Here is a 13,250-nt window from a genome sequence, read left to right on the forward strand (position 1 = left end):
GTTTCACGAAAGGGAACGAGGCAAAACCGAGGGCGAGTAAAGCCGACCGTCTGATAGTATTCGCGCTGAATCCATAGCAACACCTCGCTGTTTTTTTTGCCATTGGTAGTATTTACCAGCCGATAAACTCATGGCCAGGAAAGCCCAGGAAGTCATTCCCGCCACACCAATAAATGTATTACTGAAGATCAACTGGATAACCCCAGTGATGGCAATACTACGAGCAGCATCTGCAAACAGATCTACACTTCTGGGTAGGTAGCTCAAAGAACGAATAAGTAGCCAGACGAGACCGATGAGATAAGGAAGCCCTCCTAACCAGCCAAGGGAGAACAACACATCGAGAACGCCACTATCCAGAATGCCTAACTCACCCAGTTCCCCTCCTGAAGCCAGCTTCGTTGCCAAACCTGTTTTGCCCAAACCGGCTCCCATTGGGTTTACCAATGCGTTCGAGAGGAAGTCTGCATAAAGGGTTGAGCGAGCATTAAAGCTAGAGTCACTCTGAACATTGGAAAGGCTATTAACTCGGGAATTGATTGTGCTAGAGAATGGGCCCATACTAGCTAGCGGTACAACCAAGATTCCCAGCAACAGTAGCGTCAAGATGAGGCGGAACTGGAAGCGTACCTTCATAAACGTGGCAAAGGTGAGCAAGCTGAGCATCCAACCAGCCCAACTTGCTCTGACCATCGATAGCAGGAACGATAGATAGCCAGGTCCGGCTGCTGCCAAAACTAGCGTGCCCTTAGCACTAAATAGGAGCAGTAGCCCTGTTGCCATAACCCCAGCAAAGGGACCTGGGGAATTCATAGTACTAAATACTCGAATTTGCAGCGGGGCAGGGGAGCCAATTGAGCCCATTTTGGAACTGGTCATCCAGTAGGTATCCCAGGGAGGCGCAATCATAAATTGCACAACACCATAGGCCCCTAAGATGAGAACGCTCCAGAGAAAAGTATTAAGCATTACTTTTCGATAGGGCAGATAAGAGCGCCAGTTAACAAACAGGTGAACGCCAAAAACAATGGGGAACAGCCAGTTAAACAAAGCAAAGGTTGCTGAGGGAAGTGACCCAGTCACTGCGCCTACCAAAAAGCTATAAACAACCCCCAGTAAGCACAGGCCAAAAGGCACCATATCTGACAATGTTACGGTTGGGGGTAGCCGCCGCAGGCTCAGGCAGGCCAGCCCCGTTACTAGGTGGGGAGCCAGGATAATCGGGCTGGTGGTTTGATAGCCTACTTTGTAGTCAACTAGACGACGCAGCTCAGGCGCAAGAAACCATAGCCACCAGGTGTAGCTGATGTAGGAAAGTGGATGCTTTTGGTAAAGGTAAAAACCAACAAAAAAGAGCAGTAGAGCACACAAAACACTGACAATCATAAAAATACCGGCAACTCATTTGCCGGATAGGGGTTTTTGATTCTTCCAATGAAGCTCATAGACCTTCATTTCCTGAAGAAATTCGTAGTAGCTCCAAAAACCTGCTACTGCAAAGCCTGCCGCCCCTTTGCGATAGAGACCCTGCACAATATACTTCTGCAAAAAGCGGGCTGGTGGCCGTAGAAGCAAGCGGGCCCAGCTGAACTTTCTGCCCGCAAGATACGCCTTTTGTGCCTCTAGATCTGTGTATTTGTTGAAGCGCCTGACATGGTCTTCAATGCTGCGAAAGCCATGATGCCAAAGGGTGCCAGGTAGCTTGCCCACAGTGGCATTACCAACGTCTGGTTCTTCATGCACCAAAACTTCTTTGATACTGAAGACTTCTTTGTTGTAGAGCCGGATGAGGTAACCGCCTTTGGGGAGCCAGGTTCCTAGAAAATCGCCGATTCTGTACACAGAAAAAGCATCGACTCCAGGGACAGGTTGCTTTTTCCAATTTCTGAGCGAAGCGGCTAGCTCCTCACTCACAACTTCGTCGGAGTCAATAAAAAAGATCCAGGCATGGGTAGCTTTCTGCGCCCCAAAGTTACGCTGCCTCGCGTAACCTGGCCAGGGATTGACATAGACGGTGCAGCCCAAAGTCTCTGCTGTCTGAACGGTAGTATCCTGGCTGCCGCCATCGATCACTACAATTTCATCAGCGAAGCCTTGGCAGGAGCGAATTGCTTGAGCAATTCGCTCTTCTTCGTCCTGGGCAATAATCACCACTGAAATGCAAGGACTGGCAGTCGCAGCAGTCGGGGCTAGACCTGAACGGGTTTCAGAGCGAGTCATTGAAAGCTCCTTAGAGCGAGCAGTGCCGAGAATTTGCCGCGCTGTACCGTAAAGCAGCGCAACCAGGCCAGCGCCCCAAAGGGAACAGTAAACCGCATCGCCTGGAGAATCCCGGGTGATTTGCGCGTACCAATGAGCAATGACCAGGATAAGTACAGGGCCCGTCGGCTGGCCGGTAGATAATCCAACAGCACGAGCGCCTCGTTGAAGCTGGAATCGTAAACAGCAGGCAGAGCACTGTCGAAGTGGCCCACCCGGTCATCGCCCCAACGCGAGCCCTCGTAGTGGTCTACCGCTACAGCTGGGTCGTAGATCAGTTTGTAGCCCGCTCGTTTGACAGCCAAGCTAAAGGCAAGGTCGTTATTAACTTGGGCACCTGTGCCGCGTAGACGCTCATCAAAACGCAAGCCTGCGATGGCCGTACGTCGGTAGCTCATATTGGCTCCTTTGAGGATGTCCACCTCACGAGCGGAGCCAGTGCCTAAATGGTGGTTTCCAATCACACGGCCAAACCACTGCACTTGGCCTACGGTCTCGCGGGTGCCGCTTTCGATCCGATCTTCGTGGCGAATCCAATCTCGTCCGCCCACACCACCAACCTGGCTGTCGGCTAAAAAGTGGGCTTCTATGCGAGACAGCCAGTCAGTTCGAGGAGCAGCATCATCATCGGTGATAGCGATAATTTCGCCCTGGGCAGCGTCCAAGCCAGCATTGAGCGCAGCAACCTGTCCAGGGACAGTAACCTTAACAGTACGCAGGTTCAATGACTGAGGGTCATAATCTTGGAGAAAGGCCCAAGTCTCGGCATCCGTGTCCCGAGCGATAACCAGAACCTCATCAGCAGGCCGGTTTTGCTGCTGCAGCATGCTTAGACAACGGGCCAGATCCTGCGGACGACGGTATGTAGGAACGAGAACGGTGATAGTCAGCATAGGCGTAAGTCTGTGCCGGGTAGCAAAGGTGAGTTCCGCTCCCTGTTCAACTGTTCTCCAACCTGAGAGCTAATCAGGACATTCCTTACGGCGATTTCAGCTAAGCAGATGTGCAAACCCAGACACTAAGCGGGCGTTAGCTTGACTACTAGGGGATAATCAGGCACATTGAGTCTGAGCTGTTGAGGCATTCTATATTGTTGCCCTGGATTAGTTGTATCAATATCTGAATAGATCACTACGTCTTTGATTTTTTGATTCAGAGTTAGCGTAATCGGTTCGCTCCGAACCGTAAAAGCTCTGTTTCTGATACGGTCAAAACTGGGAGCTTCCAGCCACAGAAGCAGATAGAAAGTACCGTCTCGCTTCTGTAAAAGGGTATGATGAATCTTCCTAAGGTTGCCTCTCAAGGTGTAGTCTAAATTATCCAGAGAGAATTGAGGCCCTGGGTCTTTTAAGAGGGAGATTAACTTCTTCAAATTTGTAAAGGCAGGTTTTGGTGAACCATCATTATGCAAAATTCCAAAATTGGCCTCTCGATCTCTGGGTCTAACGCGTTGATCAATAAATTCGTAGGAAAAGGTTCTAACAACACCAGCGTTGAAGCACTCTAAAAAAAGTCTGGGTATATATTTCCCTTGAACATTTTCAGGAATGGGCCGATCAGAACCAGCTCCGCCGGTATGGTAACCGGTTTCAGTCGCGATAATCGGCTTGCCTACCGTCGGTTTTGAGCGATTTGCAATCTCATTCTTAATATTGCCGTTGCCTGGATGGTGAGGATAACTATAGGGATGCATGTTGCCATGAGTTACCCAGGGTCGAAGATCACCAATCCGGGTACTAGAGTCCCCTTTAATAAAAGAAGGACCTAAGATAGGTAGGCGGCTGGTTGCTCGATTCTGGCTAAACTCAGCCTTGAGTTGTTGCATGTAATCCCGCAACGCTGGCACCCATTGCTTAGGGTCTCGGTTGCGGGCATCATACTCGTTGGGCCCTTCAACCGCCTCCATAGCATCGCCTAGTCGCTGCGCGAGTTCTACGGCTTGCTTAGGCGTCACCCAACCGATTCCTGCAATTAGCGTGCTACGGATGTTAACAGAGGCAAGTTCCTTGAGCCGATTGTAATATCTCTCACGGTTTAGGACCATGCCATCGCGGATATGCCGGATGCCTAGCTCTTGCAGCTGTGGCTTAATAATCGTCTCGTATCCCCGACCATAGGGAGTCTGATCATAAGTTAAGTGGACATTGACGCCAATAGAGTCAACAAAGGCATCTGCACTGCGAGCCCGCTCCGACTGGTTCTGTACTTTGGGCAGAAATAGACTAGCGCAGATCAGCAAGCTGGCTAGCAAGAAACCTGCTGTCAATTGAGCCAGCCGTAGATTACGACGCCTACCCCCGAAGACTCTCATTGCGGTATCCCTGTGATTTGACGCGTCAGGGCTTGGGATGTCAGGCTTAATGCCATCGCAGCACAGGAACGCAGGCTGAAATCGCCTCTCATTGCTCGCCATAAATAAAAACGTGCCCGTTCAATCTCTCCAGTTCGCAATAAGGCGATGCCTAGAGTTGTGTTGGCATGAGCCCATTTTTTCTGGAAATAGGGCCTAAACTCTCTTAAGCGGGTATCCTCCATAAACCGTTCGTAGCAGAAGATGCCAGAGTTCGCCTTGCGGATCTTGGCTTGGGCATTGCGACTGCCACTAGTCATCGTTTCAGACTGTGGGTGAATGCGATAGAGGGTTAGCCGTTCGGGGCAGTAATAAGCACCACGGCCTGAACGACAGGCTAAGTAGGTTAGATAGTAGTCCCAATAAACGCCTACCTCCCGCAGTTCTAGCAAATTAATCATTTCACGGCGAATGACAGCCGAGGAAGCTGGTGATACAGCCTGATGCACTAGCCCTAGGTCATAAAAGGGTTGATAGATGCCTTCTTTGAGCTGGTTCCGATACCACCGTTTGCTGTTTTGCTCAGTCTCTTGCTGATCAACATTGCCGTTCGCGTCAATAATATAGTGATCGCAAAAAGCCAGAGCCAATTCTGGCTGCTGGACAAGAGGAAGCACTAGCTTCTCTAAGAAATTCTCATTCCATAAATCGTCATCATTTAAGCAGGCGATATACTCGCCTTGTGCCTGCTCAAAAGCATGAGCGACATTCAAAGCCACCCCGAGATTCTTTGAGTTGCGCCGCAAGCGAATGCGAGGATCATTCAAATCCTCAATCAAAGCCTGAGGACTTTCAGGGCTACAGTCATCAGAGACGATGACTTCAAAATTTTGATATGTCTGCCGAAGGACGCTCTTGAGCGCTTCTTTTAAATAAGCCAGACGATTGTAGGTTGGGATGATGACACTAATTAAAGGCTGCTGCAATTTAGTACCTTAAGGTATTGTCTCAGTGCTTTACAGACTGTGCTCTACCTGGATGAGAAAATCCTGGTTAGGTAGTGCTCAGCAGTACTTTTTCAATTCCATCTACAGTCCCACTAAGGCTGAAATTGCGTAAGACATGATCACGGCTTCTCTCGCCTAGTTGAGGATCTGTGTTTTTCCAATCTATAGTTCGACTCAAAATTCTAAACAGGTCTTCTTCATCCCCAGGTAGAGAAAGAAAATGCTGAAATTCACTGGTCAAAATTTCAGGAATTCCTCCAACTTTACTAGCTACAACAGGTGTGCCACAAGCCATTGATTCAATAATCGTTCTCCCGAAGGGTTCCGACCAGAGGCTAGGCAAAACTGTAACGTCACTGACCCGATAAAGAGAACTTGGATTTTGAACGTGACCAAGGAAAGTTACTTTTCGATCTATTCCTAACTCGATCGACAGCCGTTTTAATTCGCCTTCATATTCTCCGTCCTGGAGTAAAGGTTTTCCAGCGATCAGCAAATGCTTGTCGCTCTGGCCTTCTTTCAGAAGCAATGAGAATGCTCTCATTAGAGTTTCAATTCCCTTGACTCTATCGAGTCTTCCCACATATAAAATGACCTTGGTATTTCTCAAGATACCAAGGTCATCTCTGCGAGCAGTCAGATTATCTGAGGGCTTGAAAGCTTCTAGATTAATTCCATTATGAACAATCTCAATTCTCTCCCTTTCAATACCGACATTACTCCAGTCGAGTTTTGTTTGATTAGAGACAGCAATAAATTTTTTTACTTTCGTAAGCGCAATAGCTTGTTTAGCGCCTTTCAAGCCAGCTTGGCGTAACGGATAAATTTTCTCTTCAGGTGGTGGCAAGCGAAGATGGACAACAAACGGAATATTTTTATATGAGGCGGCAGTGGAGCCGAAGAACACCTCATTGTAACCGTTGCTGTAAATGACACTATTCTGACTAGTTGGAACCTTAGATATGTCGGACAGAAAATTTAGAACAGATGAGGCGAGTGATTTGCGATTAAATCTATAGCCATGAATCCTAATAACCTGATCACAAAAGCTATAGTAGTCTTTAAGCAAGTCTCCCTCGTTGACGTAAAGCAGACTAATACGGTGCCCCCGCTTAGACAAGCTGTGACAAACATCGAACAGACTTAACTCAGACCCACCACGGGTTGAAGACAGTTCGTTTCCTGTAACAATGATGTGCATGAATTATTTAACCTACCTGATTTCTGCAATCTCTATAGACTGTTACAGCCTGTCGCCTGAGAGAAGCCTAAGATCATTCTCAACCATCTCTTTAATGATGTCTTCTAACTTTCTCTCGCTTTTCCAGTTTAGTTCTTCTCGAATCTTATAGCTATTTCCGCATAGTGGCACTGTTTCACCCTCACGATAAAATCGCTGATCAAGTTCGACAAAGTCACGAAAATCAAGTCCTACACACCTAAAAGCACAGTCAACGAACTCTTGTACTGAATGATTAGTACCAGAAGCAATTACATAATCTTCGGGCGCTGAGCGTTGTAACATCAACCACATTGCATCAACGTAGTCTGGGGCATAACCCCAATCGCGCAGAGCTTCTAGATTGCCCAAATAAAGTTTGTTTTCAAGCCCAAGTTTGATTTTAGCTGCAGTAGAAGTTACTTTGCGTGTCACAAACTTGAAGTCTCGTCGAGGCGACTCATGATTGTAAAGAATTCCTGTACAGGCAAAGATTCCATATTGATTACGATAATTACGTACAAGATGATAACTCGCCAGCTTGGAAATGCCATAGACTGAGCGAGGATTAAAAGGAGTTAGTTCATTTTGAGGAGCGCTTAAAACTCGCCCGAACATTTCGCTAGAACCAGCAAAAAAGAAACGGCACTCGGGAATTATTTCCTTAATGGAAGCTAGCAGATAGTGTGTACCATTAAAGTTACTCGTTAAAATTGAGGATTCATCGTCGAATGAGTAACTCACAAAGCTAGAAGCAGCTAGATGGTAGCATTCATCTGGCTGTACCTCACGAATTACTTTGTATAAGGATAAGTGGTTATCCAAAGAAGCAGTGTGCAGAACTACTCGATCTTTAATGGTTTCAAGGTTGAATAGTTGACGGGATGGATCCTCAACAGCCTGCCGCCTGACAACGCCATGCACTTCATAGCCTTTAGTAAGCAACAGCTCTGCCAAATAAGAGCCATCCTGCCCAGAGATACCAGTAATCAGTGCTTTCTTCATGTGTTTTTAGGAACTTCTGGACTTACCTATGTTACTAGACATTATGTAACAATCTCAGCTAGGTTCCAAGATTATCAGCGGTAGCTGGTTTAGAAACCAAAGGTCCCGTAGGTTCTATCCATTATGCTTGTGTCATACTCACCTGATCTGGCTATACCAGTAGACAGATAGCTCAAATGGCAGCAGAGGATGTAGAGCCAATTACTTACCAATTTGACCTTGAGCTGCTACTAAAGGATATTCTAGTAACTCTTGGACGACAATATCGAGTTTGGAGGCATCATCAACCGTGGGTAAATATTTCCTAGGTTGCCACCACCATTTAGAATAATAGGGCAAGGTTTCAAATTGTCGATTGCTGCTTCCGAGAAGCTGTGTCTCCCTCCAGCATAGCTAATTCTAGCCTTGAAGGTATCCGTTAGGAACAATACTGCTCCGAGCCAGATCAAGTGATCTCCGATATTGTGATGACCAGGATAGTCAAGCAAAACACACTGATCAAACCTCTCTAGTTGTCTTAGAAATTCATGCAAAACCTCTTTGAGTTTTCTCGTTGTTGAAATTTTCGCGGAGTTAGTTTTTATGCCCATCAGTTTCATACCTTGCGATATTAGCTCTTATGGGATGTTCTAGCTCTACTTATTCCTGAACACGGTTGCTAGAGGCAGTCTGACGAATGAAGGCTACATCACAGCCTCCGTTTCCATTTGAGCCCTCTAAACCTCCTAAAGCCTGAAGATCAGCGTTGACCATGATCTCGACTAACTCTTTGAAGGTTACTGACGGCTGCCAGCCTAGTTTCGTTCTGGCCTTGCTAGCATCACCTAACAGCAGTTCAACTTCTGCTGGTCTAAAGTAGCGCGGATCAATCTCAACATACTTCTGCCAATCCAGGTTAGCTATCCCAAAAGCAACATCGAGAAACTCCCGAATTGAATGGGTTTCGCCTGTGGCAATCACATAGTCATCGGGTTCCTCTTGCTGCAGCATTAACCACATAGCTTGGACGTAGTCTTTGGCATAGCCCCAGTCTCGTTTGGCATCCAAGTTGCCCAAGTAGAGCTTTTTCTGTTGCCCAGCAACAATGCGTGCCAAGGCGCGAGTAATCTTACGAGTTACAAAGGTCTCACCACGACGCGGACCTTCGTGGTTGAACAAAATGCCATTGCAGGCGAACAAGCTATAGGACTCGCGGTAATTGACGGTTTGCCAGTGTGCGTAAACTTTAGCGCAGGCATAGGGACTGCGGGGGTAGAAAGGTGTTGTCTCCTTTTGAGGAACAGCTTGTACCAGACCAAACATTTCTGAGGAACCAGCTTGATAAAAACGCACCTCACTGCCGGTCCGTTGTTGATAATCTCGGACTGCTTCAAGTAACCGCAGAGTGCCCATACCAGTCGCGTCTACTGTATACTCCGGCGTATCAAAGCTGACGCGTACGTGGGACTGAGCGCCAAGATTATAGATTTCAATAGGCTGAACCTCTTCTATAATGCGTCGCAGTGTAGTACCGTCAGTTAAATCGCCATAGTGTAGAAATAGACGAGCATCTGAGGTATGAGGATCTTGGTAGATTCGGTCAATGCGATCAGTATTGAATGTAGAGGTCCGTCGAATAACACCATGAACTTGGTAACCTTTCTCCAGCAGTAGTTCTGCTAAATAAGAACCATCTTGGCCTGTAATGCCGGTAATCAGTGCTCGCTTAGGTTGAGTCATGGTTCCTAATAATTGAGTGAACGAATGGCTTAAAGGATTCTTGAAGATGGACTCGGGTCTAACACTTTAGAAACGCTGTTCTGAGTGGTCATGCCCACCGTTTCGGCTAGTAGTTGCTCATAAGTTTCTGCTAACTGATTATTAAGTTTGTGAATATCATAGTACTGTTCTACGTATTCTCGTCCAGACTTACCCATGCTCGCCCAAGCATCTGCATTGGCAATTAGTAGCTCTAGCTTATCAACCAAAGCATCCACGTCCCGTTCGGGAACCAAGAAGCCGGAATGTCCATGTTTAACCAATTCAGGGATACCGCTATGCTCAGTGCTGAGAACTGGTAGACCAAGAGCCATTGCCTCCATCAAAACAACAGGAATACCTTCTTGATCACCATCTCCACTTGTTACACTTGGTGCAAGCAAAATATCAGAGCCAGTGAGAATCTCGATAATTTCTGGCTGTTGTTTCCAACCAGGCAATTTGACAATGTGACTGACATCTAGTTTCTGGCTCAATTGCTCTAAATCTTGTCGCAGGTCGCCGTCGCCCACAACAGTGTACTCAACAGAGTGTCCTCTTTTAGCAAGCTGAGCAACAGCACGAATACCATACTCAACACCTTTTTTCTCGACGAGCCGAGCAATTGTGACTAAACGTAGACAACCGTCGTCATGCATCTGTCGAGGTTTAAAGCTGAACCTACTGCAATCGATCCCCATATGATGTACGCCGATTTTCTTTTCGTTGCAGCCTAGCTCCACTAGCCGACGTCTCCAGTGTTCGCTAATAGGCAGGAAAAAGTCTCCTTTATCGAATAGTTGATCATAAATATGGTTGCCGAATTTACGGAGGTTACCGCTGATGTCTACTCCGTGGAACGTTGTTACTAACTTACCTTGGATAGCTCCAATGTCCCTTAGCAGCATAGCTTTGACACCACATAAACCAAAGTGACACTGAATGATGTCGTACGATGGTCGTCTCTTAAAAAATGGCAATGATGCGTATAACAGTTTTAAAGATGCAGCTTTTTTTCCATATTTGAAGACATTCAGTGCTTTTGATGCAACCACCGGATCTAGAAAATAGTTAGAAAGCAGAAGTTTAAGACTGTATAAAATTCGTAGAGCGCCGTTGTCCGGAACATCAGGTAAGTAATAAGTTCGCTCCAGCAATCTATATTTCTCTACGTCAGGGTGCATTTTAACTGTATTGCCTGCTGCATCCGCGTAAATATCAACTTCATGTCCCCGATCAATAAGTCCTGTGATTTGACTCAGGACAAAAGTTTGTGATAGCGAGGGAAATTCCCCGACAAAGAACGCGATTTTCATGGGAGCGTTTTGCCTCGTCACTGATGTTTATATTCATCTCATCCACTCAACTATCAGGAAGGAACAAGGGATGCGACTCTGCGGATCAGTCCCCGTAATCCAGGCCAAGATGTTAGCAGAATATCTAATTGAGCACCTAGATAATCCCGCCGTAGGCTACGCACTAGAGGATACTGCTTTAGTAATTGATGGGCGGTTTTAGAATCATCAGAGTTAATGCAACGCAACGCTGCAACTAGGGCGAGATACGCTAAGAATTGCTCTAGCAAAGTCCGGTACTCAGCGGGGCAATCTTTTCGCAGAGGCTCTGGGTCACTTAGCATAGGCCAAGGGGGCAAAATCTTGCGGCTGCTGTGGGCCGAAATCTCTGAGGCTTCTGTGTGCCACCAGAACAGCGGAGCAGGATCGCGGTAAATCTTGTAATTAAGGATGATCTGCACCCATAGATATACATCTTCACCGTAGTTGCAGCGATCCTTGGCATAGAAGCCTCCAAAGCGTTCAAGAACCTCGCGGCGACACACCACTGCTCCTGGATGAAAGAAGTCAATGGCTCGTTTCATCAGGCGGGCGTCCATTCGGGTTGGTAATCTCCAAGGCCCTCGTGTGATGCCAAAGCGTTGAGCCTCTAGCTCCCAGCTAGTACGCTCAGCTCCTAGATAACGACCTAAGACAGTTAGAGCACAATCCGGATGGTCTTGCAGATGCTGGATCGACCTTTCCAGAAGTTCTGGTGCCCATTCATCATCCGCATCTAAAAATGAAAGCAAAGGAGCAGTGCTTTCTGCAATCCCTCGATTACGCGCTGCTCCAGGACCAGCATTGGCTTGGTAGATTAATTTTACTCGGGGATCTGTATAGGAACTGACGATGCTTGGCCCTTGATCAGTAGAACCATCATCAACAACAATGATCTCGAAGTTTTTATAGGTTTGAGCCAAAATGGAGTTCAAGCCCCGAGCAATATATTTACCTTTGTTGTACAGAGGTATCACGATAGAAACAGCAGGGCTATTCTGCTCGTTTGGAGATGAGTCCATAGTTTGCTCTCTAATCAAGGTGGAGTTTTGTTGTTTGCACTGCAATAGTTAGAGTCCTAAAGCAGTTTTCCTATTGCTTGCTCTATGTGGCACTTGACCATTTCCCAAGAATACTCAGCTTTCACAAGCTGGTAGGCAGAACTAGCTAGCAGTTTTCCTAGCTCTGGATTTGACCAAATCTTACAAATTTCAGAGGCAAGTTCTTCAGGGCTATCGCTAATAAGTAAGTGTTCTCCATTCTGTGCATTTAAACCCTCTGCCCCTTTTGAGGTGCTGACAACCACACGACCTGCAGCAAAAGCTTCTAGGATCTTTAGGCGGGTACCTCCACCCTGCAATAAAGGGACGACTACGATACTTGATGCTGCCAGATAAGGCAGCATATCTGGAACTTTACCCGTGACTATAATGTCTGAATCCTGTTGCGCAGCTTCTAACATAACTGGGGTTGGATTTACACCTACTAACAGGAGCCTGCTCTCTGGATACGTTTTTTTGACGAGAGGAAAAACTTTCTCGAGCAGTAATTGTGCCCCCATTGCGTTAGGTTTGTACTGAAAAGAAGCAGGAAAAATGAGCGTCAAGGGTTGTGGCTTCAGACCATCTGGAAGATTAAATTTGCCCAATTGCAAGCTCTCGTAAGCTTCCAAGTTAATTCCGTTAGGAACAACATGAACCGTTTTAGTTAAGCCAGCAAGTTCACGAAGGAGAGTTGCATCTTGAGCACTACAAGCCCATACTTGGTCAACTTGTCGAGCAAAATCACGTTCTATGGACTCAAGCTTGGCAAGCTGCTTTTTCTGTTTCAGTCTTACCTGCGAATCTTGATTTGCTTCTGCTCTGATTGATTCGTGGAGCATGGCAGTTTCTGCGTTATGAGCATCAAGAATAATTTGGCATTTATGCCGCTTAATTACTGGGAGATAAGCGTAAAGCCACAGCTCTTCAAACACGACAAGGTGAGGCTGAAATTCTGCCAGTATCTTATCCAGCTCTTGAGCAACACTTTCTATGTAGAAGTAGTGTTTAATATCTGTATAGGGATGGTCACGAGTGATCAGCCACTGTAGTTGCCTAAGCCGACGCCCTAACTTCTCACGAAAGGAGAGTAGACTATGGTTGACATAGTGTCTGCTTAAGAAAGAAACACCAGGAGGAGATTCTGCTGGAGAGTTTGCCTCCTCTACATTAGTAGAGATAAAAACAATGCCTACAGGACCAAACTTCATCATGGCATTAATGTTTTGCCAATCCCGAAGTGGAGCACCGCCTACAGGCGGATACTGGAAGCTTCTAGTGATAAAGAGTGTGCGCATTTCTCTTGTGGTCATAGCTACCAGCCTCTTGTTTTTAGCCCTTTTGTTATGAGGCGTATGT

11 protein-coding genes are annotated in these 13,250 nt (G+C 46.7%); all 11 read right to left on the reverse strand.

Going from position 1 to position 13,250, the window contains the following annotated elements; translation table 11 throughout:
* Window positions 1-3: 3 nt before the first annotated feature.
* The 11 genes from H6F94_RS09600 to H6F94_RS09650 all read right to left on the reverse strand — a co-directional run bounded on the left by H6F94_RS09600 (window position 4) and on the right by H6F94_RS09650 (window position 13,204).
* Window positions 4-1,386, reverse strand: a complete 1,383-nt coding sequence (locus tag H6F94_RS09600) for an O-antigen ligase family protein (RefSeq protein ID WP_190802019.1) — start codon at window positions 1,384-1,386, stop codon at window positions 4-6.
* Between the two features lie 15 nt (window positions 1,387-1,401).
* Window positions 1,402-2,220, reverse strand: a complete 819-nt coding sequence (locus H6F94_RS09605; protein ID WP_190802020.1) for a glycosyltransferase family 2 protein — start codon at window positions 2,218-2,220, stop codon at window positions 1,402-1,404.
* A complete protein-coding gene (locus tag H6F94_RS09610) occupies window positions 2,217-3,152 on the reverse strand; it encodes a glycosyltransferase family 2 protein (protein WP_242041085.1) in 936 nt (311 codons plus the stop codon). Before H6F94_RS09610 ends, H6F94_RS09605 begins: the two co-directional genes overlap by 4 nt.
* Window positions 3,153-3,277: 125 nt before the next feature.
* On the reverse strand, window positions 3,278-4,570 hold the full coding sequence (locus tag H6F94_RS09615; protein ID WP_190802021.1) for a hypothetical protein: 1,293 nt from the start codon (window positions 4,568-4,570) through the stop codon (window positions 3,278-3,280).
* Window positions 4,567-5,535, reverse strand: coding sequence for a glycosyltransferase family 2 protein (locus H6F94_RS09620; protein WP_190802022.1), 969 nt, complete (start codon window positions 5,533-5,535; stop codon window positions 4,567-4,569). Before H6F94_RS09620 ends, H6F94_RS09615 begins: the two co-directional genes overlap by 4 nt.
* A 67-nt stretch (window positions 5,536-5,602) precedes the next feature.
* Window positions 5,603-6,757 carry a glycosyltransferase family 4 protein gene (locus tag H6F94_RS09625; RefSeq protein WP_190802023.1) on the reverse strand — a complete coding sequence of 385 codons (1,155 nt, stop codon included), beginning with the start codon at window positions 6,755-6,757 and terminating at the stop codon, window positions 5,603-5,605.
* A 42-nt stretch (window positions 6,758-6,799) separates the two neighbouring features.
* A complete protein-coding gene (locus H6F94_RS09630) occupies window positions 6,800-7,780 on the reverse strand; it encodes a GDP-mannose 4,6-dehydratase (protein ID WP_190802024.1) in 981 nt (326 codons plus the stop codon).
* A 639-nt stretch (window positions 7,781-8,419) separates the two neighbouring features.
* Window positions 8,420-9,499 carry a GDP-mannose 4,6-dehydratase gene (gene gmd / locus H6F94_RS09635; RefSeq protein WP_190802025.1) on the reverse strand — a complete coding sequence of 360 codons (1,080 nt, stop codon included), beginning with the start codon at window positions 9,497-9,499 and terminating at the stop codon, window positions 8,420-8,422.
* Between the two features lie 29 nt (window positions 9,500-9,528).
* Window positions 9,529-10,833 carry a glycosyltransferase gene (locus tag H6F94_RS09640; protein WP_190802026.1) on the reverse strand — a complete coding sequence of 435 codons (1,305 nt, stop codon included), beginning with the start codon at window positions 10,831-10,833 and terminating at the stop codon, window positions 9,529-9,531.
* Between the two features lie 53 nt (window positions 10,834-10,886).
* The gene (locus H6F94_RS09645; RefSeq protein WP_190802027.1) at window positions 10,887-11,873 is read right to left on the reverse strand and encodes a glycosyltransferase family 2 protein; all 987 of its coding nucleotides are present in this window, start codon (window positions 11,871-11,873) and stop codon (window positions 10,887-10,889) included.
* Between the two features lie 56 nt (window positions 11,874-11,929).
* Window positions 11,930-13,204: a glycosyltransferase family 4 protein gene (locus H6F94_RS09650; protein WP_190802028.1), complete on the reverse strand. Its 1,275-nt coding sequence runs from the start codon at window positions 13,202-13,204 to the stop codon at window positions 11,930-11,932.
* Window positions 13,205-13,250: the final 46 nt, after the last annotated feature.

Source organism: Leptolyngbya sp. FACHB-261, assembly GCF_014696065.1.
In the GTDB taxonomy this organism is placed as follows: Bacteria; Cyanobacteriota; Cyanobacteriia; order FACHB-261; family FACHB-261; genus FACHB-261.